This is a genomic window from Streptomyces otsuchiensis (assembly GCF_004305975.1).
Lineage (GTDB): Bacteria > Actinomycetota > Actinomycetes > Streptomycetales > Streptomycetaceae > Streptomyces > Streptomyces otsuchiensis.
The window spans coordinates 1-21416 of record NZ_BHZI01000035.1 but is presented as its reverse complement, the minus strand read 5'-3'; the positions used below and the strand labels follow the sequence as shown (position 1 = coordinate 21416).

The 21416-nt window shown below is 74.1% G+C and carries 22 protein-coding genes; 7 read left to right on the top strand and 15 right to left on the bottom strand.

From position 1 onward, the window contains the following. Nucleotides 1–201 precede the first annotated feature (201 nt). Nucleotides 202–1317 (top strand): Mrp/NBP35 family ATP-binding protein, encoded by a 1116-nt coding sequence (locus E0D90_RS05750; protein WP_103504623.1) that lies wholly within the window; start codon nucleotides 202–204, stop codon nucleotides 1315–1317. A gap of 262 nt (nucleotides 1318–1579) precedes the next feature. Here E0D90_RS05750 and E0D90_RS05745 read toward each other — a convergent pair whose 3' ends face one another. From E0D90_RS05745 to sigE, 5 genes are all read right to left on the bottom strand, one after another. Continuing rightward, nucleotides 1580–2221: a hypothetical protein gene (locus tag E0D90_RS05745; RefSeq protein WP_103504621.1), complete on the bottom strand. Its 642-nt coding sequence runs from the start codon at nucleotides 2219–2221 to the stop codon at nucleotides 1580–1582. Between the two features lie 136 nt (nucleotides 2222–2357). Next, on the bottom strand, nucleotides 2358–2960 hold the full coding sequence (locus E0D90_RS05740; RefSeq protein ID WP_130796844.1) for a sec-independent translocase: 603 nt from the start codon (nucleotides 2958–2960) through the stop codon (nucleotides 2358–2360). A 77-nt stretch (nucleotides 2961–3037) separates the two neighbouring features. Beyond that, nucleotides 3038–4432 (bottom strand): S1C family serine protease, encoded by a 1395-nt coding sequence (locus E0D90_RS05735; protein WP_307721128.1) that lies wholly within the window; start codon nucleotides 4430–4432, stop codon nucleotides 3038–3040. A 539-nt stretch (nucleotides 4433–4971) separates the two neighbouring features. Further along, nucleotides 4972–5904, bottom strand: a complete 933-nt coding sequence (locus tag E0D90_RS05730) for an anti-sigma factor family protein (RefSeq protein ID WP_227870017.1) — start codon at nucleotides 5902–5904, stop codon at nucleotides 4972–4974. After that, nucleotides 5894–6718, bottom strand: a complete 825-nt coding sequence (gene sigE / locus E0D90_RS05725; protein ID WP_227870016.1) for an RNA polymerase sigma factor SigE — start codon at nucleotides 6716–6718, stop codon at nucleotides 5894–5896. Before sigE ends, E0D90_RS05730 begins: the two co-directional genes overlap by 11 nt. Nucleotides 6719–6837: 119 nt before the next feature. On the opposite strand from sigE, the gene E0D90_RS05720 reads away from it, so the two are divergent. Continuing rightward, nucleotides 6838–7527: an O-methyltransferase gene (locus E0D90_RS05720; RefSeq protein WP_130796848.1), complete on the top strand. Its 690-nt coding sequence runs from the start codon at nucleotides 6838–6840 to the stop codon at nucleotides 7525–7527. A 130-nt stretch (nucleotides 7528–7657) separates the two neighbouring features. Here the strand turns inward: E0D90_RS05720 and E0D90_RS05715 are convergent, their stop codons facing one another. Next, complete coding sequence (locus E0D90_RS05715; RefSeq protein ID WP_103500878.1) at nucleotides 7658–7825, bottom strand: DUF3117 domain-containing protein; 168 nt, start codon at nucleotides 7823–7825, stop codon at nucleotides 7658–7660. A 287-nt stretch (nucleotides 7826–8112) separates the two neighbouring features. On the opposite strand from E0D90_RS05715, the gene E0D90_RS05710 reads away from it, so the two are divergent. After that, nucleotides 8113–8928 (top strand): enoyl-CoA hydratase/isomerase family protein, encoded by an 816-nt coding sequence (locus tag E0D90_RS05710; RefSeq protein ID WP_103500877.1) that lies wholly within the window; start codon nucleotides 8113–8115, stop codon nucleotides 8926–8928. An 18-nt stretch (nucleotides 8929–8946) separates the two neighbouring features. Here E0D90_RS05710 and E0D90_RS05705 read toward each other — a convergent pair whose 3' ends face one another. Then, nucleotides 8947–9321, bottom strand: coding sequence for a DivIVA domain-containing protein (locus E0D90_RS05705; RefSeq protein ID WP_103500876.1), 375 nt, complete (start codon nucleotides 9319–9321; stop codon nucleotides 8947–8949). A gap of 62 nt (nucleotides 9322–9383) precedes the next feature. On the opposite strand from E0D90_RS05705, the gene folP reads away from it, so the two are divergent. Beyond that, nucleotides 9384–10244: a dihydropteroate synthase gene (folP, locus tag E0D90_RS05700; RefSeq protein WP_130796841.1), complete on the top strand. Its 861-nt coding sequence runs from the start codon at nucleotides 9384–9386 to the stop codon at nucleotides 10242–10244. Between the two features lie 126 nt (nucleotides 10245–10370). Here the strand turns inward: folP and E0D90_RS05695 are convergent, their stop codons facing one another. Next, complete coding sequence (locus tag E0D90_RS05695) at nucleotides 10371–11174, bottom strand: LOG family protein (protein ID WP_103500200.1); 804 nt, start codon at nucleotides 11172–11174, stop codon at nucleotides 10371–10373. 292 nt (nucleotides 11175–11466) lie between these two features. Continuing rightward, a complete protein-coding gene (gene dapE / locus E0D90_RS05690; RefSeq protein ID WP_103500201.1) occupies nucleotides 11467–12546 on the bottom strand; it encodes a succinyl-diaminopimelate desuccinylase in 1080 nt (359 codons plus the stop codon). Nucleotides 12547–12601: 55 nt separating this feature from the next. On the opposite strand from dapE, the gene E0D90_RS05685 reads away from it, so the two are divergent. Together E0D90_RS05685 and E0D90_RS05680 are read left to right on the top strand one after the other, a co-directional pair. Continuing rightward, a complete protein-coding gene (locus E0D90_RS05685) occupies nucleotides 12602–13516 on the top strand; it encodes a VldE C-terminal domain-containing protein (RefSeq protein WP_130796840.1) in 915 nt (304 codons plus the stop codon). Nucleotides 13517–13838: 322 nt separating this feature from the next. Further along, entirely contained in the window at nucleotides 13839–14279 is a 441-nt protein-coding gene (locus E0D90_RS05680) for an ATP-binding protein (protein WP_130796839.1), read from the top strand. A gap of 109 nt (nucleotides 14280–14388) precedes the next feature. On the opposite strand, the gene dapC is transcribed toward E0D90_RS05680, so the two are convergent. Together dapC and fdxA are read right to left on the bottom strand one after the other, a co-directional pair. Continuing rightward, a complete protein-coding gene (gene dapC / locus E0D90_RS05675; RefSeq protein WP_103500204.1) occupies nucleotides 14389–15495 on the bottom strand; it encodes a succinyldiaminopimelate transaminase in 1107 nt (368 codons plus the stop codon). A 200-nt stretch (nucleotides 15496–15695) separates the two neighbouring features. Then, nucleotides 15696–16022, bottom strand: coding sequence for a ferredoxin (gene fdxA / locus E0D90_RS05670; RefSeq protein WP_103500205.1), 327 nt, complete (start codon nucleotides 16020–16022; stop codon nucleotides 15696–15698). A 134-nt stretch (nucleotides 16023–16156) separates the two neighbouring features. Between fdxA and E0D90_RS05665 the strand changes: the two genes are divergently transcribed. Then, a complete protein-coding gene (locus tag E0D90_RS05665; RefSeq protein WP_130796838.1) occupies nucleotides 16157–17236 on the top strand; it encodes a GNAT family N-acetyltransferase in 1080 nt (359 codons plus the stop codon). Nucleotides 17237–17343: 107 nt separating this feature from the next. On the opposite strand, the gene E0D90_RS05660 is transcribed toward E0D90_RS05665, so the two are convergent. From E0D90_RS05660 to E0D90_RS05645, 4 genes are all read right to left on the bottom strand, one after another. Next, nucleotides 17344–19092: a peptidoglycan binding domain-containing protein gene (locus E0D90_RS05660; RefSeq protein WP_130796837.1), complete on the bottom strand. Its 1749-nt coding sequence runs from the start codon at nucleotides 19090–19092 to the stop codon at nucleotides 17344–17346. Nucleotides 19093–19370: 278 nt separating this feature from the next. Next, entirely contained in the window at nucleotides 19371–19838 is a 468-nt protein-coding gene (locus E0D90_RS05655; protein ID WP_227870015.1) for a DUF6113 family protein, read from the bottom strand. After that, nucleotides 19835–20812, bottom strand: coding sequence for an N-acetyl-1-D-myo-inositol-2-amino-2-deoxy-alpha-D-glucopyranoside deacetylase (mshB, locus tag E0D90_RS05650; protein ID WP_130796836.1), 978 nt, complete (start codon nucleotides 20810–20812; stop codon nucleotides 19835–19837). The genes E0D90_RS05655 and mshB overlap by 4 nt, the downstream gene beginning before the upstream one ends. A gap of 74 nt (nucleotides 20813–20886) precedes the next feature. Continuing rightward, nucleotides 20887–21081, bottom strand: coding sequence for a hypothetical protein (locus E0D90_RS05645; RefSeq protein WP_103504369.1), 195 nt, complete (start codon nucleotides 21079–21081; stop codon nucleotides 20887–20889). Nucleotides 21082–21416: the final 335 nt, after the last annotated feature.

Here is a 21416-nt window from a genome sequence, read left to right as displayed (position 1 = left end):
GCCGGCGTCGGGCCGCCGTGCCGCCAGGACATGGCCGACAGCGCCGTCCGGGAGAGGGATACCGACGACCGAGCGGCAGCGTACCCGGAGCGCTGACGCGGCCACAGGGGCGGTCCCGCGGCGCGCCGACGGCGCCGTACCATCGAGTACATGGCTACCGACACCACCGCCGCTGCCGGCACCACCCCGACCGATGACGCGGTGCGTGCCGCGCTCGCCACGGTGAACGACCCGGAGATCCACCGGCCCATCACCGACCTCGGCATGGTCAAGTCGGTGGAGATCGAACCGGACGGCTCCGTGACGGTGGGCATCTACCTCACGGTCTCCGGCTGCCCCATGCGGGAGACCATCACCTCCAACGTCACCGAGGCGGTGCGCGGCGTCACCGGGGTGACGGACGTCCACGTCGAGCTCGACGTGATGAGCGACGAGCAGCGCAAGGACCTCGCCGCCTCACTGCGCGGCGGAAAGGCCGAACGCGAGGTGCCGTTCGCCCAGCCGGGGTCGCTGACCCGGGTCTACTGCGTGGCCTCGGGCAAGGGCGGCGTCGGCAAGTCCTCCGTCACCGTCAACCTGGCCGCCGCGCTGGCCGCCGACGGGCTGAAGGTGGGCGTCGTGGACGCCGACATCTACGGCCACTCGGTGCCCCGGATGCTCGGAGCCGAGGGCAAGCCCACCCAGGTCGAGAACATGATCATGCCGCCGTCGGCGCACGGCGTGAAGGTCATCTCCATCGGGATGTTCACCCCCGGCAACGCGCCGGTCGTCTGGCGCGGCCCGATGCTGCACCGCGCGCTCCAGCAGTTCCTCGCGGACGTCTACTGGGGCGACCTCGACGTGCTGCTGCTGGACCTCCCGCCGGGCACCGGCGACATCGCCATCTCGGTGGCCCAGCTGGTGCCCAACGCCGAGATCCTGGTGGTGACGACGCCGCAGCAGGCCGCCGCGGAGGTGGCGGAGCGGGCGGGTTCGATCGCCGTGCAGACGCACCAGAAGATCGTCGGCGTGGTGGAGAACATGGCGGGGCTGCCCTGCCCGCACTGTGACGAGACGGTGGACGTGTTCGGCAGCGGCGGCGGCCAGCGGGTCGCCGACGGGCTGACCCGTACCACCGGCGCCGAGGTGCCGCTGCTCGGCCAGATCCCGATCGACGTGCGGCTGCGCGAGGGCGGCGACGAGGGCAAGCCGGTCGTGCTGTCCGACCCCGACTCGCCCGCCGGATCGGCGATCCGCAAGGTCGCCGAGTCGCTGGGCGCCCGCCGTCGTGGGCTGTCGGGGCTCTCGCTCGGCATCACGCCGCGCAACAAGTTCTGACCCGCGCCACGGCCCGCGCCCTTGTTCCGGCGGGTGCCGGCACCGGCGTGTTGTGACGGACGGCGGCGCATCGCGGCGGACGGCGGCGCGTCGCGGCGGGTGGAGGCGCCCGGGCGCCGCGCGCGCCGGACCGACGTGACGGAGCCCGGCCGGGCGGCGATCTCTGGAGATCGCCCTCCCCGGCCGGGCTCCCGGGCGCGGCTCGCGTGAAGCACCGACGGTCAGCCGAGGGCCGCCCCGGTGGGGCGACGGCCGCCGCCGGTCAGCTGTAGCTCTCGATGTCCCCGATCACGGCGAACCCCAGGCCGTAGGCGCTCATACCCCGGCCGTAGGCGCCGATGTGCTGGCCGTCCTCGGCCGCGCCGGCCAGGACCCAGCCGTACTCCGACTCCCGGTAGCGGAAGTCGGTGGGGGTTCCGTCGACCGGCAGCGACAGGGTGGACCAGCCGTCACCGTGCAGGTTGTCGGCGAGGTCCCAGGCGATGCCGGTCTGCTGCTCCAGCCAGTCCTGCCGCAGCGCGCGTTCCATCTGGGTGGGCCAGGTACGGGACAGCAGCCCCGAGCCCGCCAGCCACGCGGCCGAGGAGACCGAGGTGGCCTCCAGTACTCCGGTTCCGTCCGGGCTGCGCCTCACGGGCCGGTTGGCCACGGTCACCACGACGGCGAACCGCTGGTCCTCCGGGCCGAGTTCGGCGCGGTAGGACGGCTCGTCACCGTGGCCGGTCGATCCGTGCTCGACCGAGCCGTCGGCGGCCGAGGCCACCTGCATCAGCCAGCGCGGCCCGCTGAACGCCTCGTCGAGTCCGTACCAGGGGAAGCCGGCCGCCAGGTAGCCGTCCACCGCGCGACCGGCCCCAGGCACCCCCTGAGCGGCGCTCGGCCCGGTCCGACTTGTCGTCTCCATGTGCGGACGCCTCCTCCTCACGTGTGCCCAGGGGGAAGCCCCGGACACAGGTGAGGATAGCCACCCGGCCCTCACGGGGCGGCGAAGCCCGGAAACCAGCCGGGGATAAATACCCCAAATGCGATGGAATGCCCGGTCAGGTGGCGTCCATGTCGAACGGGGGTGCGGGCGTGGCGGGTGTGCGCGAAGGACCGGCCGGTGCGCCGGACGCCTCCTTTTCGAGCCGCACGCCCCCGTGGTTGGTGGCGGCGCCGTCGGCGGCCATCTCGTCCTCGGGGGCGAACCCCTTGTCGAGTGCGGCCGGGTCGCCGGGGGAGGCCGTGTCGCCCTTCACCGAGACGCCGTTGCTGCCGTCGGTGCCGTTGGCACCGTCGCCGCCGTCTCCGCCGTCGGTGCCGTTCACTCCGGGGCGGGCGCGTCCGTTGATGGAGTCGGTGACCTCGGTCAGCTCCTTGCGGACGTCCAGCGAGTCCCGCAGCTCCCGGAGCCCGAGGTCGTCCCGGCCGGCCAGGTGCTTCTGCGCGAACCGCTTCGGGTGCAGGTCCTCGAACTCGAAGTCCTTGAACTCCGGTCCCAGCTCGGAGCGGATGTCCTGCTTGGCGCTGTCGGAGTACTCCCGCACCTTGCGGATGAACCCCATGGCGTCCTGGATCAGCTTGGGCAGCTTGTCCGGGCCGAACAGCAGAACGGCCAGAATGAGCAGCACAAGGAACTCAACCGACCCGATATCGAAGAACACCTGTCAGCTCCCTCATTCGGATGTGGCCCGGCCGACTGCCACGGTACCCCGGTGGTGCCCCCGGACGGGAGGGAGCGTTACTCGGACGTCGCCCGGCCGAGCTCCACCTCGACGGTGATCTCCGAGCCGTCACGCTCCAGCGTGACCTCCAGCACATCGCCCGGACGGTGCGAACGGACCTTGACGATCAGCTCGTCGCTGCTGCGGACCCGTGAGCCGTCGACGGCGGTGATGACGTCGCCGTCCTCGATACCGGCACGGTCGCCGGGGCCGTCCGGGAGCACCCCGGAGTCGCTGGCGCTGCTGCCGACCCGGGCGCCGTTGCCCGTGTAGCTGAGGTCCAGCTTCACACCGAGCACCGGATGCGAGGCGGTGCCGGTGTTGATCAGCTCCTCCGCGATCCGCTTCGCCTGGTTGACCGGAATGGCGAAGCCCAGGCCCACGCTGCCGCCCCGCGCCTCCGCGCCGTCGGGGTCACCGCCGCCGGGGGTGCGGATGGCGCTGTTGATGCCGATGACCTGGCCGCGCTCGTCGACCAGCGGGCCACCGGAGTTGCCCGGGTTGATCGGGGCGTCCGTCTGAAGGGCGTTGACGTAGCTGATGTCGCTGCCGTCCCCCTCGCCACCGGCGGTGATGGGCCGGTCGGTCGCGCTGATGATGCCGGAGGTGACCGTGCCGTCCAGGTCGAACGGGGAGCCGATCGCCACCACCGGATCGCCCACCCGCACCGCGTCGGAGTCCCCGAGCGGAAGCGCGCTCAGCCCGGACACGCCGGAGACCTTGACCACGGCCAGGTCGTAGCCGCTGTCCGAGCCGACCAGTTCGGCCCGCACCGCGTCGCCGTTGTGGAAGGAGACCTGTATGCGGCCGCCGTCGCGCGCCGGACGCACCACGTGCGCGTTGGTGAGGATGTGCCCCTCGTCGTCCAGGACGAAGCCGGTGCCGGTGCCGCCCGAACCGCCGCCGCTCGCGTAGAGCGTGACCACACCGGGCAGGGCGTCCTCCGCGATGGCCGCCACCGTGCCCGGCTGGCTCACCCGGTCCGGCTGGGTGGCCTGCGGCAGCCGCACCTGGCTGAAGCTGCCACCGCGTTCCAGCTGCACCCCGACCAGCCCGCCGACTCCACCGGCCACCAGCGCCACGACCAGCGCGCCGACCACCAGCGCCACCGGGCGGGGCCGGCGCGGCCCCTCGTCGGGCTGCTGACCCGGCGCACCGGCCCCGTAGGGCGGGAACGCGCCGCCCGGAGCGGACGGGGCCGCCCACGGGTCGTACCGCCTGGCGCCGGCGTCGGCGACGGGCGCGGCGGCTGCGGGAGCGCCCGCGGGGTGCGGCTGCTGCGCGTACGGGTACGGGTGCCCCGGCGCGCCGGTGGACTGCGCGGCGTACGGCTGCCCTCCCTGGCCTGGCCGGGTGGCGTGACCGGGCTGGGTGGGTGTGCCGTGGTGCCCGGCGCCGCCTCCCGGCACCACGGGCGGCGGTGCGCCATGGGAGGCGGACGCCTCGTCCGGATGCGTGGGAACGCCGTCGGCGGGCGTCGGGGTGTACGGCCGCGGGGCTCCCCCGGCGGGCGGACCGCCCACCTGGGCCACCGGTGCCGGAGCACCACCCGCGGGCGCAGCGGCGGATCGCGGAGCAGCGGCCGGGGCGCGGGCCACCGCCCGGCGGCGACGGCGGTGCCGTGCCGTAGGCGGGCGTGTAGGCGGAGCCGGGCGGGGTGGTACCGCCGGCGGGAGTACTGCCGGGGGTGCCGCCGGGCGGCGTGGGCGCGGCGGCCGGCACGCCGTCCGCCGGGGTGCCGGTGGCGGTGCCCGCCGGAGGCGTCTGCGACGGATGCTGCACCGGCGGCGCCGGTGCCCACGGGCCGGGACGCCCGTACGGCGGCGTGCCGTACGGGTCATGTCCGTGCCGCGGCTCCTTGCCGCTCGTCCCGTCGTCCATGGTTGCCCCCACACTCGTCATCCGCGCGCCGTGCTACGGCTAAGGATTCAACCAGGTATCGGCCCCGGCTTCAGCGTGGGCTCAGCGCTCCGTGCGGATGGCCGCCGAAGGACGCGGGCGTCACGGTGTCCGCCGCGAGCTCCGGGGAGCGGTTGACCGGGCCCGGGCCCGCGCCCGGGGCGGCCGCCCCCACGGGCGGCATCGCGAGCGGCACCGCACCGGGTGTCGGGGCGTCCGGACGGGCCGCGATCAGCGCGGCCATCTGCGGGGAGACGGGCACCCCGTGGTAGGCGACGGCCTCGACGGAGGTCGTCCCGCCGCTGCGGAGCGACACACCGTTGGGCCCGGCGTCCTCGCGGTCCTCGCGCCCGCCGGCGCGGGGCGAGGTCGGAGAGGCGCCGCCGGGGGTGGCCATCGCCACCGGGCCGCTGGAGGGCGCCACCGGAGAACCGCCGGTCGCGGCCAGTCCCCCGCCGATGGCGACCGCCGCGAGCGAGACGGCCCCCGCCGCGGCGAAGGCGAAGCGGTGGCCACGCGGCTGCCGGACGGGGAACAGCCCGGTCGCGCCGGACGGCCCCGCGCCCGGGAGGACGGCGCCGCCGGTCGCCCGCCGGGCCGGTCCGTCACCGGGACGGTGGACGGGGAAGCCCCGGTCGGAGCCGAGCAGGGGAACGGACAGCAGGGAGTCGCGGCGTCTGCGGGGTGGCGTGAGCACGTCCCGGGTGGGCCAGCCGCCGCCACGCGCGGGCCCGGGACCGCCCGGGCCGCCGCCCGGGTCGGGCGGACCGGCGGGCAGCCCCTGGAGCCGGGCCATCAGGCCGTCGGAGGGGGCGGGCAGCGGACTGTGGGCGAAGGCGCTCTTGAGGCGACGCTGCGCTTCCGCCTCCGCCTTGCAGCCGGGACACGTCGCCAGGTGCGCGAGGACACGGTCACGGTGGTCGTGGGACAGTTCGCCGTCGATCAGCGCTGCGAGGCTGTCCCCGAGATGCTGCTCACTGCTCACTCGGTTCAGCCTCCCCCGTACGCGCGGACGGCATGCCCGCGAGCACCGGGAGCGCGGGAGCGGCCTCCTGCGCTGCGTCCACGGGGGCGGGGTCGGGCTCGGACGAGGGCGAGCGGTGGCTGAGCGCCTTGCGCAGGTGGGAGCGCCCGCGGTGGATGCGGCTGCGGACGGTGCCGAGCTTCACGCCGAGGGTCGCGGCGATCTCCTCGTAGCTCAGCCCCTCGATGTCGCAGAGCACGACCGCGGCACGGAAGTCCGGCGCGAGGGTGTCCAGCGCCTGCTGCACGTCGGCGTCGAAGTGGGTGTCGTTGAAGTGCTGCTGCGGGGAGGGCTCACGGCTGGGCAGCCGGTCGGCGGCGTCGTCGCCGAGGGCGTCGAACCGGATGCGCTGCTTGCGGCGCACCATGTCCAGGAAGAGGTTGGTCGTGATGCGGTGCAGCCACCCCTCGAACGTGCCGGGGGTGTAGGTGGACAGCGAACGGAAGACACGGACGAAGACCTCCTGGGTGAGGTCCTCGGCGTCGTGCTGGTTGCCGGTCAGGCGGTAGGCGAGACGGTAGACCCGGGCGCTGTGGGTGGAGACGATCTCCTCCCAGCTGGGCGGGGTCCAGGTGGCCACGTCAGGCTCGGCGCCGACGGCTGGCGCGGCATCCGTCCGGAAACCGGCGGGGGCGACGACCTGGGCGCGCTCAGCATTGTCGGTCACAGAATTCGGCCCGCCGGCTCCGACCCGGAAGCGGTGGAGCACTCCCCGGTCACCGAACGTGGCCGCACCTCCCCTGTCGGCTCTGGTGTCCAGTGGAGTGCCAACCATAGTCACCTCGCCCGTTAGCTCCGGATAAGCATTTTTGGCCTGCTTTTCGGCATCCCGTGAAGGGGACCCGTGCCTCCGGTGAACGTACGGTCCGCGCGTCCGGTTCCCCGGCGGACTCGATACAGTCGTGCCGCGACGGACGGGGACAGGAGAGTGCCATTACCGGCAACCGGCACACCAGCTGGGCGTTCGCCGAGGCGTACGGTGCTCCGGACGCCGGCACCGCCGCGGGTGAGGCCCTGGCCTGGGCCCGGGACCGTTCCCGGGAGGCCGGGCTGACCACCGTCTCCCCCGGATGCGGCGACGCGCTGCGGCTGCTGACGGCCACCGCGGACGCCAAGGCGGTCGTGGAGATAGGGACGGGCACCGGGGTCTCGGGCCTCTACCTGCTCCTGGGAATGCGCCCGGACGGGGTGCTCACCTCCATGGACATCGAGCCGGAGCGGCAGCAGTTCGCGCGCGAGGCGTTCCGCGCCGCCGGGTTCGCCTCCAACCGGGCCCGGCTGATCCCGGGCCACGCGCTGGACGTACTGCCCCGGCTGACCGACGGCGGCTACGACCTGGTCTTCTGCGACGGCGACCGCGAGGAGTACCTGGACTACCTGGGCGAGGCGCTGCGGCTGCTGCGTCCGGGCGGGGTGATCTGCTTCGCCGGGGTCTTCGCGGACGGCCGCACGGTGGACTCGGCGGCCCAGTCGCAGGGCGTGCTGACCCTCCGGGAGCTGCTGCGCTCACTGCGGGACAGCGAACGGCTGGTTCCCGCCCTGCTGCCGGTGGGCGACGGCCTGCTCTGCGCCACCTGCCGCTGACGCGCACGGCGGGCACGGCGGGCACAGCGGGCACAGCGGGCACAGCGGGACTGAAGCACATGCGACCGCCCCGGAACGCCGTGCGTTCCGGGGCGGTGCGGTACCGCTTGTGGTGGCGACTGTCAGCCGGTCAGCCGCACACCTTCTTCAGCTCCTCGTCGAGCGCGACCGCCTCGTCCGGGGTCAGCTCGACGACGAGCCGCCCGCCGCCTTCGAGCGGAACGCGCATGATGATGCCCCGCCCCTCCTTGGTCACCTCGAGCGGACCATCGCCCGTCCGCGGCTTCATGGCCGCCATGCTCGTTCCCCTTCCTGAAACCAGCTCATCATCGGTTCGGAGCCCCTGATGTGCACGCGCATCGGGCTCGAACAGATTGCCTCGGCCTCATTATCCCGCATGCGGCGACCTGATGACCAACATCAGTCCGCTTTCCTCCACGGGGCGGCGGCCGCAAAACGTGCCAATTCGACGATCGGGGCGGGACGGCGCGCCCTTCCGGGGCCGGTTTCGGGAGCGGCCCATTTGACGCAGGTCACATCCGCGGACCGGTTTCCGGCTACCGGGCGGTGGGCCATGCTGAGCCCATGGCCGATACCGTGCTCTACGAAGTGACCGAGAGTCTCGCCGTCATCACGCTGAACCGCCCTGAGGCGATGAACGCGCTCGACACCGCGACCAAGGAGGCGCTGCGGGAGGCGCTGCGTTCCGCGGCCGACGACCGCGCGGTGCGGGCGGTGCTGCTGACCGGCGAGGGCCGGGCGTTCTGTGTGGGCCAGGACCTCAAGGAACACGTGCGCGCGCTGGAGCGGGAGAGCACCGACGCCGAGGCGGCGGCCGGTCCGGGCAGCTCGATGCGGACCGTCGCCGAGCACTACAACCCGGTGACGCTGGCCATCGCCGGGATGCCGAAGCCGGTGGTGGCCGGGGTCAACGGGGTGGCGGCGGGAGCCGGGTTCGGTTTCGCGCTGGCGGCGGACTACCGGGTGGTGGCCGAGAGCGCGTCGTTCAACACGGCCTTCGCCGGGATCGGGCTCAGCGCCGACTCGGGCCTGTCGTGGACGCTGCCGCGGGTGGTCGGGCCGGGGCGGGCCGCCGAGCTGCTGCTCTTCCCGCGTCGGGTCGACGCGGCGGAGGCGGAGCGGCTGGGCATCGCGCAGCGGGTGGTACCCGACGCGGAGCTGCCGGCCGTGGCGCGGGAGGTGGCCCGGACGCTGGCCCAGGGGCCGACGGTGGCCTACGCGGCGATCAAGGAGTCGCTGGCCTTCGGTGCGTCGCACTCGCTGGCGGAGACGCTGGAGCGGGAGGCGGAACTCCAGCTCCGGGCCGGCGCTTCGGCCGACCACCACGGCGCGGTCGCGTCCTTCGTCGCCAAGGAGAGGCCTGCGTTCGAGGGCAGGTAGCCGGCCCGGGCCCGCGGTTCAGTCGCGCGGGCCGCCGGGGGCGGCGGGCGGGGGCGCCGTGTCGTTGCGGATGGCCAGCGCCTGGGCGGCGGACAGCGCGTTCTCCAGGTCGGTGATGCGGGCGTCGCGTTCGGCCAGCTCGGCGGTGAGCCGGTCCAGGACGTGGTCGACCTCGGTCATCCGGTAGCCGCGCGCCCCGGTCGGCAGCCGGAGCGCTATGACATCGGCCGGGGCGAGCGGGCGGTCCAGTGGCAGCGGGTCGTCCAGCCGGTCGGGCTCCGCCTCGGGCAGCCCGCCGGAGGCGGGGCCGCCGGAACCGTCGCCGCTGCCGAGGACGGCCAGCGTCACGCCTCCGACCACGACCACCATCGCCACCATCAGCCACACGAACACGGCCGGTCCTCCTGTCGCTGGTCACCTCCGGGGCTCCCCGGCTCCGGCCGTATTCTCGCAGCATGCTGCGACTGGGTACCCGTGAATTCGCCCCCGACGAGCCGGTGATCATGGCGATCGTCAACCGGACGCCGGACTCCTTCTACGACCGGGGCGCCACCTTCCTCGACGAACCGGCGCTGGCGCGGGTGGGGCAGGCCGTCGACGAGGGCGCCGCGATCATCGACATCGGCGGGGTGAAGGCCGGCCCCGGTGAGGAGGTGGACGCGCAGGAGGAGATCCGGCGGACCGTCGGCTTCGTCGCCGAGGTCAGGCGACGCCATCCGTCGGTGGTGATCAGTGTGGACACCTGGCGGCACGAGGTGGGCGAGGCCGTCTGCGAGGTGGGGGCCGATCTGCTCAACGACGCCTGGGGCGGGGTCGATCCGCTGCTGGCGGAGGTCGCGGCCCGGTACGGCGCCGGCCTGGTCTGCACCCACGCGGGCGGTGCCCGGCCGCGTACCCGGCCGCACCGGGTGGAGTACCCGGACGTCATGGCCGACATCCTGCGGGTCACCGTCGGGCTGGCCGAGCGGGCGGTGGAGCTGGGCGTGCCACGCGAGTCGGTGCTGATCGACCCCGGACACGACTTCGGGAAGAACACCCGGCACTCGCTGGAGGCCACCCGGCGGCTGCCGGAGATGACCGCCACCGGCTGGCCGGTGCTGGTCTCCCTCTCCAACAAGGACTTCGTGGGCGAAACCCTGGACGTGCCGCTGAAGGAGCGGCTGGTGGGGACGCTGGCGACGACGGCGGTCTCGGCGTGGCTGGGGGCCCAGGTGTACCGGGTGCACGAGGTCGCGGAGACCGCGCAGGTGCTGCGGATGGTCGCCGCGATCGCCGGTCACGCCGAGCCGGCCGTGGCCCGCCGGGGCCTGGCCTGACCGGGCGCTCCCCGCGCCCGGCCGCGGGCGGCGGCGCCCGCCCGTGTCGACCGGCGCCCCGCGCGGCCGGCCCCGGTCCCGGCGGGACACCTCCCCGCACCCGGTGCCGGCCGGCGCTCGGCCGGGTCAGCCCTCGGCGATCTCCTTGGTGACCAGCTCGATCGCCTCGTCGACGTCGTCGGTGAGGTGGAAGAGCTGCTCGTCGTGCGGGGACGCCTTGCCCTGCGCGATCATGGTCTCGCGCAGCCAGGTGGCCAGCCCCGACCAGTACGCGGTGCCGAAGAGGACGATCGGGAACCGGGTGACCTTCCCGGTCTGCACCAGGGTCAGCGCCTCGAACAGCTCGTCCAGGGTGCCGAAGCCACCGGGCAGCACCACGAAGCCCTGCGCGTACTTCACGAACATCGTCTTCCGCACGAAGAAGTACCGGAAGTTGACCCCGATGTTCACGTACTCGTTCAGCCCCTGCTCGAAGGGCAGCTCGATACCGAGGCCGACCGAGACCCCGTCGGCCTCGCTGGCGCCCCGGTTGGCCGCCTCCATCACGCCCGGCCCGCCGCCGGTGATGACGGCGTAGCCCGCCTCGACCAGGGCGCGGCCCAGCCGCAGCCCCGTCTCGTACTCGGGCGAGCCGACCGGGGTGCGCGCGGAGCCGAAGACGCTGATCGCGGGGCCGAGTTCGGCGAGCGCGCCGAAGCCCTCCACGAACTCGGACTGGATGCGGAGCACCCGCCAGGGGTCGCCGTGGACCCAGTCGGAGGGGCCGCGGGTGTCCAGCAGCCGCTGGTCGGTGGTGCCCGGCACCACCTGGTCCCGGCGGCGCACCACCGGGCCGAGGACCTGTTCCTGCCTGCCCTCCGGGCGCCAGAAGCCCTGGCCGTCCTCGTCGGGCGCCTCGGCCCGGTTCCGTTCGGTGTCCCTGTCCGTCATCGCGACTCCTTCCGCCACGTCGTACCGGCGCCGGGCGGCGGGCCGTGGGAGGCCCCGCGGGGGCCGTCGGGCTGACGCCGCCACCGCGCCGGGTGCTGCCGGTGTGGCCGGGCCCGTGGGCCCCGGCCGGTCCGGCCCGGCGCGCCCGCGCTTGTTCGGGGCCGCGTGTCGGGCCGGTTGCCTCACCCTACGGTTCCGGGCGTGGCCCGGGCATGAACGCGGGTGGTCGTGGCGGGGGGGGAAGGGCGTCGGCCCGCCACACACGTGGCCGGGGCCCGCCTCGCCGGGCGGATCAGCCGGCGAGCCAGGCGCGCAGCCGCTCCTCGCAGTGCAGGATGCGGGCGGTCTCGACCCGCTCGTCCCGCTTGTGGGCGAGAGTGGGCTCCCCGGGGCCGTAGTTCACGGCGGGGACGCCCAGGGCGCTGAACCGGGAGACGTCGGTCCAGCCGAACTTGGGCCGGGCCTCACCGCCGACGGCGCTCATGAACGCCTTGGCGGCGGGGTGGTTGAGGCCGGGCAGCGCGCCGGGCGAGTGGTCCTCGACGGTGAACTCGGCGACGCCGCAGCCGGCGAAGACCTCGTGGACGTGGGCGATCGCCGCCGCCTCGTCCAGGTCCGGGGCGTAGCGGTAGTTGACCGCGATCAGGCAGACGTCCGGGATGACGTTGCCGGCGACCCCTCCCTCGATCCGGACGGCGTTGAGCCCCTCGTGGTACTCCAGGCCGTCGATGACCGGGCGGCGGGGCTCGTAGGCGGCGAGCCGGGCGAGGACGGGCGCGGCGCCGTGCACGGCGTTCTCGCCCATCCAGCTGCGGGCGGAGTGGGCGCGCACGCCCTCGGTGCGCAGCACCATCCGCAGGGTGCCCTGGCAGCCGCCCTCGACCTCGCCGCTGGAGGGTTCGAGGACCACAGCGAAGTCGCCGGCGAGCCAGTCGGGGTGGGCGGCGGCCAGCAGCCCGAGCCCGTTGCGCTCGGCCTCGACCTCCTCGTTGTCGTAGAAGACGAAGGTGAGGTCGCGGTTGGGCTCGGGCACGGTGGCGGCGATCCGCAGCTGGACGGCGACGCCGGACTTCATGTCGCTGGTCCCGCAGCCCCACAGCACGCCGTCGTCGTCGAGCCGGGAGGGGACGTTGTCGGCGATGGGCACGGTGTCGAGGTGCCCGGCGAGCACCACGCGTTCGGCGCGGCCGAGGTCGGTGCGCGCGACGACGTTGTTGCCGTACCGGTCGACGCGCAGGTGCGCGAGCCCGCGCAGCGCGTGCTCGACGGCGTCGGCGAGCTGCTCCTCGGAGCCGCTGACGGAGGGGATGTCCACCAGCCGCCCGGTGAGGGCGGCGGCGTCGAGGCTGAGGTCGAGGGCGGGTCGCTGCATGGCCCGAGGCTACCCGCAGCCGTCACCGCCGCCGTGAGCGGTTACCGTATGTCGCGTGTCCAAGCCCCCCGACTCCGCAGGGCGCCCGTGGCGCCGCCGCCTGATACGCGCGGCCGTGGCCACGACTGTCCTGGCGGGACTCGCCACCTACGCGGTGATCCACTACGAGTCGGGCACGCCTCGCCCGCCGCACTGCACGGTCGCGGACCGTGACGGTGTCCGGGACGGCGGGGAGGACGGCGGGCCGTACCGGCTGAAGCCGGCGCAGGCGGCCAACGCGGCGACGATCGTGGCGGTCGGCTCGGTGCGGGAGCTGCCGGAGCGGGCGACGGTGATAGCCGTGGCGACCGCGATGCAGGAGTCGAGTCTGTTCAATATCGACTACGGCGACCGCGATTCGCTGGGCCTGTTCCAGCAGCGGCCGTCGATGGGCTGGGGCACCGAGGCCGAGATAATGGACCCGGTCTACTCCTCCGGCGAGTTCTACGACATCCTCGTGCAGGTTCCGGACTATCTGGAGCTGCCGCTGACGGTGGCGGCGCAGGAGGTGCAGCGCAGCGCCTTCCCCGACGAGTACGCCAAGCACGAGCCGGAGGCGACGCTGCTGGCGGCCGCGCTGACCGGCCGGGAGGCGGCGGCGATCAGCTGCACGCCGGGCAGCAGCGAGCTGATACCGGGCGAACCGGACCTGGTCGCCGAGGAGTTGGCGTACGACTTCGTCGGCACGGTGGAGCCGCGGGTCGACGGGACATCGGTACGGGTCGCGGTACCGGAGGGCGCCGACGCACCACGCGGCTGGGAGGTCTCCCACTGGGCGGTGACGCACGCGCTGGAACTGGGCATCTCCCGCATCGAGTTCGACGGGCGGGTGTGGAGCGCGGAGCGCGCCGGGGACGGCTGGACGGAGACCGGGGACGAGGACGCGGACGGGGCGGCTTCCGGCGAGGTCCTGCTGACCGTGTCGGAGTGAGCCGGTCGCGCGGCGCGGGCGTGGTCACTCCGGGTTCGAGCACCGGACTTCCCGTATCTGAGTTCCCGTATCTGAGTTCCCGTACGGAAGACGCAACGCACCTTTCCGGTATGCCTATTCACTCCCCTGAGCGTCAATTCCGCGCCGCGCTTTGACAGACGCGGTCGATAATGCGACGCATTGCCAACCCTTTACCTTCTGGGCCGCAACCTCTGCCCGCTCTCCCACGATAGGCATGGCGTCCGGCCGTCAACGGCCGCGACCGGGTCGAACCGGTCGCGCCGGGCCGCCTCACGCAGCAACACTGTCGCTAAGGAGCATCATGTCCAACCCCCTCAAGCGCCGTATGGCCAAGGTCGCGCTCGTGCTCGCCGCGGGGGCAGCGCCGGTCGTCGCCACCGCCGGTTCCGCCAGCGCGCTCTCGCTGCCCCCGACCTCCGACCTGGGCGGGCTGAGCGGCGTGGACACCGACCTCGGCGGCACGGTGGAAGGGGCCGCACAGCACACCACCGAGGTGGCGGGCGCCCTCGGTGGCGAGGCCGTCAAGCAGGCCGTTCCGACCACCGGCAAGGTCGTCGGTACGCTCAGCCACGTCGCCTCCCCGATCGTCCAGGACCCGGTCGGCAAGGTCTCCGAGGGCGCGGGCACCCTCGTCGACGAGGCGTCCCACCAGCTCTCCGGCGGCGACATGCCCGAGGGCATCCCGGGCTACAACGCCCCGCTGCCGCCCCTCGGCGTCCCGGGTATCGGCGTCTTCGGCTGACCCGGCACCACCTGCCGCCGGCCCGGCCCGGCGGCGACACGGCACGACGGAGCCCGGGGACCGCTGGTCGCGGTCCCCGGGCTCCGTCCGTGTCGTCCGCCGCTCCCGGTCAGCCCAGCCGGCGGACCGCCTCGGCGACCCGCTCGTCGGTGGCCGTCAGCGCCACCCGCACGAACCGCTCGCCCGCGGTTCCGTAGAAGTCGCCCGGCGCCACCAGCACTCCGAGCTTGCTCAGTTCCGCGACCGTCTCCCAGCACGGCTCGTCGCGCGTCGCCCACAGGTAGAGCGACGCCTCGCTGTGCTCGATGCGGAAGCCCCGCCCGACCAGCGCCGCGCGCAGCGCCGTGCGCCGTGCCGCGTACCGTTCGCGCTGCTCCGCGACATGGGTGTCGTCGCCGAGCGCCACCGCCATCGCCTCCTGCACCGGCGCGGGCATCATCATCCCGCCGTGCTTGCGGATCTTCAGCAGCTCGCCGAGGACTCCGGCGTCACCGGCGAGGAACGCCGCCCGGTAGCCCGCGAGGTTGGAGCGCTTGGACAGCGAGTGCACCGAGACCACGCCCTCCCGGCTGCCGCCGCAGACGTCCGGGTGCAGCACGGAGACCGGCTCGGCCTCCCAGCCCAGCTCCAGATAGCACTCGTCGCTGAAGACCAGCACGCCGTGCTCGCGCGCCCAGGCGACCGCCTCCCGCAGCCGCTCGGCCGGGAGCACCCGGCCGGTCGGGTTGCCCGGGGAGTTCAGCCACAGCAGGCGCAGCCCGGCCGGGTCCAGCTCGGTGACGTCGTCGTAGAGGACCGGCTCCGCGCCGGCCAGCCGCGCGCCGACCTCGTAGGTCGGGTACGCCAGCCGCGGACACGCCACCCGGTCGCCGGGACCGAGCCCCAGCTGGGTCGGCAGCCACGCCACCAGCTCCTTGGAGCCGACGACCGGCAGCACCTCGGTGTGTCCCACCGCCGGCGCGCCCAGCCGCCGCTCGCACCAGCCGGTGATGGCGTCACGCAGCGCCGGGGTGCCCCACACGGTCGGATAGCCGGGCCGGTCGGCGGCGTCGGCCAGCGCTCGCTGGACCAGCGCCGGAACCGGGTCGACCGGGGTTCCGACCGACAGGTCGACCACCCCGTCGGGGTGTGCCCGCGCCGTCGCCTGGTACGGCTCCAGCCGGTCCCAGGGGAAGACGGGCAGGCGGGCGGAGAGCGGGGAGACGGGCTGGCTCAACGGGGTTGCTCACTCTCTGGTGCGGGTGCCGGAGGCGTCGCCCGGCACGGGTGCCGCCCCTCCGGACGGCCACAGGCGGTCCGGCGACGACGATACGGCCCCGGCGCGGAAGACCCCACCGACACCTCGGTCCCGCACGGCGTCGCCGTACGGGACCGGGAGGGCGGGCGCAACCGCCGCAGACCGCTGGAAGGCGGCTTCTACTCGTCGTGGCTCTGCGGAGGCAGCGCCGCGACGAACGCGTGGTCACGCTCGATCAGGCCGAGCTTGCTGGCCCCGCCGGGCGAACCCAGCTCGTCGAAGAACTCGACGTTGGCCTTGTAGTAGTCCTTCCACTCCTCGGGAGTGTCGTCCTCGTAGAAGATCGCCTCAACCGGGCAGACCGGCTCGCAGGCGCCACAGTCCACGCACTCATCGGGGTGGATGTAGAGCATCCGCTCACCCTCGTAGATGCAGTCTACGGGGCACTCCTCGATGCAGGCCTTGTCCTTAAGGTCGACACAAGGCTCCGCGATGACGTAGGTCACGCTGTCGTTCCTCCTCATTCGGGACGGCGGTCCGGAGCGGCTCCGCCATTGTGGCGCGCGGGAGCGCGGTCGATGCTCACCACCTAGTATCGCGGGTCCCGGAACCAACACGAACACGAGGGGCGGACAAGACGGTGGAGTTCACCTTGGGCGTACGCCTGGAGGTCCGGATCACACCGGGCGACGTGGGCCGCCGAGTGTCCGTGCGGACCCGCACCGAGCCGGGTTCCGGCGCGCGGTTCACCGACACCGTGGGCGTGCTGACGGCCTGGAAGGACGGCGCCCTGACCGTCACCCGCCGGGACGGCACCCCCGTCGCGCTGGCCGAGTCGGCGCTGGTCGCGGCCAAGGTGGTGCCGTCGGCGCCCGCGCGCCGCCCGGGGACCCCGGCGGCCGGCGTCGCCGAACTCACCCGCGCCGCCGCCCGCGCCTGGCCGGCGCGGGAGAGCGAACGGATCGGCGGCTGGCTGTGCCGCGCAGGCGGAGGCTGGACCAACCGCGCCAACTGCGCGGTGCCGGACGGGGCCAACGGAACAGACGGCAGAGACGGCACAGACGACCTGCCCGACTCCGACCTGGAGCGGATCGTCGCCTGGTACGCGGCGCGCGGCCTGCCCGCGCTGATCCATGTGCCCACCGGCGGGGCGGGCGGCCGGGAGCTGCTGGCCGAACGGCTCGAAGGGCTGGGCTGGCGCGCCGAGAAGCCCGCCGTGGTGAAGGTCGCCCCACTCGCGCCACTCGCCGACCGCCCCCCGGACCCCCGCGTGGAACTGGGCCGGGAGCTGACCGACCGGTGGCTGCGCGGCTACCCCAACGCCCACCGCGACGAGGCGGCGGCCCGGCTGCTGCTGCCCGCCGGGCCGTCCGTGCGGTTCGCGACCGTGGCAGCGCCCTCGGCGGATGCTCCCGCCGGGGACACACCCGCCGGGGGCGGCCCGGAGCCCCAGCGGAACGAGCGGCCGGCCGCGGTGGGCCGCTGCGTCGTCGACGGACGCTGGGCCGGCTTCGCCGCCATCGAGGTGGCGCCGGATCAGCGGCGACAGGGCCTGGCCCGCGCCGTGATGGCCGAACTGGCGCGCGCCGCGCTGGCGGAGGGCGCCTCGTTCGCCCACCTCCAGGTGGAGCGGGACAACGCGCCGGCCCACGCCCTGTACGCCCGGCTCGGCTTCACCGACCACCACCACTACCACTACCGCCGCGCACCACTCGGCTGACGGGGCCACCGCCGGGGCCACCACGGCCCCGGACAGCGCTCCGGCCGTGGTGGCGGGGCCACCACGGCCGGAGTCACGCGCGGGTGCCGTAGGCACCGGGGCCGGCCTCAGCCGAGGTCGAGGTAACCGATCCGCTGCTCGGGCTCGGTCTCCAGCAGCGCCTGCCGCAGCGCGCCGACCACGTCCTCCGGGGTCACCGCCGTGACGCTGCCGTCCCCGCGGGTGACCTGAACCCCGACGAACGTGCCGCCGTACAGGGTCTCCAGCTCCTCCAGGTCGTAGCGGTCGACCAGCTTGCCGTCGACCGCCTCCATGGAGATGAACCGGTGCAGCGAGTTCTCCGGGCTGAACTGGATGGCGGCGCCGCCCGGTGCCGCCGCGACGGTCACGGTGCCCGACATCGCCGGCTCCGCGAACTCGGCCATGGCCCGGTCGACCTCCGCGTCGTCGATCGCCGGGTCGACCGTGGTGGTCTCCAGCTCGACCGGCACGTTGTCGCCGCTGACCGCGCGCTGACGGAACGCCTCCTGGACGGCGGGCGCCGCGGACTCGACGTCCACGCCGGCGCCCGGCTCGCCGTAGACGGCCTCGGGCACGCCGCCGGCCAGGGAGACCGAGCCGTCGGTCGGGGCACCGCCGAAGTCGCCGGCCAGGTCGGCCAGCGCGGCTGTCAGCTTCTCCTCGTCGACGGAGTAGACGGGCTCCACCTCGCGGGAACCGCCGAACAGCGAACCGATCACCGAGACCGGGTTGTAGTCGGTGCCGCTGGCTCCCCGGACGGTGGCCTCGGTGTCGATGGACAGCCCGGCCACGCTCGGCTTGAGCGGGACCTCGCCGCCGCCGACGACCAGCGTCATGTCGGCCTGGGCGGGCTCGGCGAGCGCGGTGTCCAGCTTGGCGATCGCCTGCTGGGTGCTGCCGCCGCCGATGTCGTTGCCGAGGACGGTGGTACCGGTGGGTACCTCGTGCTGGTTCAGCAGCAACCCGGCGCCGTAGGCCAGCGCCAGGACGCCGCCCAGCGCGACCACGGCGAGCTTGACCTTCGACTTCTTCTTCTTGGCCGGGGCCGGTCGCGCGGCGGCCGGAGCCGGGGTGTCGTCCTCGTCCCTCGGGCCGGGCCCGGGGGGCGGCGTGGCGGCACCGCCGAACGGGCCTCCGGCGGGCTGACGGCCGCTGGGCGGGAACGGATCGGTGAGGACGGGCGATCCGGCCGGACCGACCTGGCCACCGCCGGGCGGGCCGGCCTGCGACTCGCGGACCCAGCGGTCCGCCGCCTCGGCGTTGCCGCTGCGCGGCAGCGGCCCGCCGAGGTCCATCGTGGTGTTGCCGATGTCCTGGGGCGCGCCGGGTGCCATCGGCATCGACGTGCCGGGCGGACGCCCGGTCGACGGCGGCAGCGGCATGTCACCGGTGGCCGGTCCGGAGGTGGGACCGGCCGGCCCGCGTCCGCCGAAGACCGGCGAACTCGCGGTGCTGGGCCCCCCGCCCACGTCGCGCTTGGGCAGCGGCGGCACCCCGCCGGGCGGGGTGTCGGCGCGCGGCGTCCCGCCGGCCGGGGTGTCCGCGCGGGGCACGCCCTCCGCCGGGGTGTCCTGCAGCGGGACGCCACCGGGCGGCGTGGCCCCGGGCTGGAGCGGCTTGCGCGGCTCGAACCAGGAGCTGGGCTTCTTCCCGGCGTCGCGCTCCGCCGTGCCCGGTCCGCCCTGCGACGTCGCGGACTCGGCGGCGGGCGCGCCCGGTTGCTTCGGCGGTGCCGGGGAGGCGCCGGGCGCCTCGTCCTGCTGGACCGGTTCACGCATGACCACCGGGGGAATCGGACGGGAACCCGGGATGTTGATCCGGATGCGCGTCGTCATCGTGGTCTCGGTCTTCTTCTGCTCGGGCGCCGCGGCACCCGCTCCTTCGGCCGCACCCTGAGGGGGACGCTCTCCGTACGGCTCCCGTCCCCCGAACGAGGGGGTCGAGCTGTCTTTTTCACGACTCAAGGCAGGATCTCCCGATTGGCTTCACCGGCCGGTCCGATGCCGGGGAACGAACGGCGAGCCCCACCATACTGGGATGCGCGCTGTGGTAACCGCAGCCGGTGGGATTGGCAGGGACGTTCGACGGGTAAGGACAGTGCCCGCGCGGGTGTTCAGCCCTTCTTTTGGGGGGCTTTGCCCCTTCCGCCCGCCCCGAGACCCCGGGTGGGGTCGAACAGCGGGCGTTCCGCGGGTGCGAGCGCGACACACAGTCCGGCGGCGGCCATGCCGCCGAAGAGGAACAGGTAACTCGACGCCTCGGCACCGAAGACGAAGTCGCCCTGCGGCCGGGTGGCGGTCAGGAGCAGCACGGTGACCGCCCACAGACCGGCGGGCACCAGGGAGCCCAGCTTGCTCCGGGTCGCGAGGGCACCGCCCCAGAAGAGTCCGACCGCGCCGCCGACGGCCAGCAGCAGCCCCAGCGGGAACCACGCCGACTGCACCAACGACCCGGCCGCCGCGACCAGTACGCCCAGGAGCCCGAGCACCGGGTAGGCGACGGCCCGGCCGATCCGGCCGGGCCCCCCTCCCCGCTCGGCGCGCACGGCGGTGGCGCCGGGCGGTACCGCCCCGGCGCTCATCGGGTGGCCCCCGGGCCGGGCGGGCCGTCGTCGGCGGCGGCGTCCTGCGACGCCACGGGAAGGAACGGCCCGGCGTCGTCGGCGCCGAACGGCTCACCGTCGGCGAGCCGGTACCACTCCGTGCCCCACAGCGGCTGGACCAGGTTGTTGGAGAGGACGAACTCCCGGCGTACCGAGCCGGCTTCGGCCGGCGGCAGCTCGACCTGGGTGTGGTGGGCGCTCATCGCGGCCGCCTTGGCGGCGATCTGCCGGTCGCTTCCGACCACCCGCCAGGTGACGCGGTCGTCGTCGACCACACCGGGGATGTCGGCGAGCGTCGCGACCCCGGCCGACGAGGCCGGGCCGTCGGTACGCAGCCGCGCCAGTTCCGCCTCGGCGAGCGAGCGCGGCACGCTGTTCCACAGCACCCGGGCGACCCGGTGCGGGGGCGCGGCCGCGGCGTCCTCGCTCCCGTCCCCGAGCAGCCCCTCGGCGGCGGCCAGTTCGGCGGCACGGGTGGCGACCCGGTGTGCCTGGATGTGGTCGGGGTGGCCGTAGCCGCCGTCCGGGTCGTAGGTGATCAGGGTCGCCGGGCGGACCTCACGGATGACGGCTGCCAGCGAGGCGGCGGCGCGGTCGACGTCCACTCCCCAGAAGGCGTCGGGGTGTCCGTTCTGCGCGAGGCCCATCATCCCGGAGTCGCGCGGCGTGCGGCCGTCGCGGCCCACGGTGAGGAAACGGTGGTCGCCGACTCCGAGTTCGGCCATGGCCGCCGCCAGCTCCCCGGCCCGGTAGGGCCCGAGCCGGTCCTCGTGCTCGGCGGCCAGTGCGGCGAGGGAGGCGGGAATGACCTCGCCTTCCTCGCCCCTGGTACAGGTCACCAGCGTCACGGGGACGCCCAGCTCGACGCAGGCGGCCATGGTGACACCGTTGTTGATCGACTCGTCGTCGGGGTGCGCGTGCACCAGCAGGACGCCGGGGGGGCCGTGGCTCATGGGGTGAGCTTAACGGCCGGGTCCTGACCGGTCCGGAGCCGGTGAGCCCTCGCGGGGGACGCGGGGGCGGGGCGTCAGAAACTGAGGTTGTTGATCATGCCTCCGACGCTGGCGGTGACCTCGCTGATGGTGGGAGCGATGTTGGTGTTGGCGAGGTAGAACCCGAAGAGGACGCAGACCACGGCGTGCAGTGTCTTCATCCCGGCCTTCTTGATGAGGATGAAGACCAGGATCGCGAGCAGCAGCACCGCGGAGACCGACAGGGCCACGGTGTACCTCCGATACAGCGAGCGGACAGGGGTGAGCGGCACGGGGGTGACGACTACCTGAGTCCTACCCACCCTGCGCGGTGGATCCTAACTGTCCGTGAGGCCGCACAGGTCGGTGCATCGGAGCAGACGTGGGGCGCACGCGAGCCGCCGTCCGCCATGTCGGGGAAATCATGACAACGGAGAGTCCGGGTGGTTAACACGCAGGCAACTCGCCGGACGCCCGGCCGATATGCGGACATCGCAGACTGGTGTCACGGCCGTGCGGGTGCCGTAAGTGAGGGGCGGTCCGGACGCGAGTCCGGTCCGCCCCTCGGTCGTCCGGTCCGCCCCAC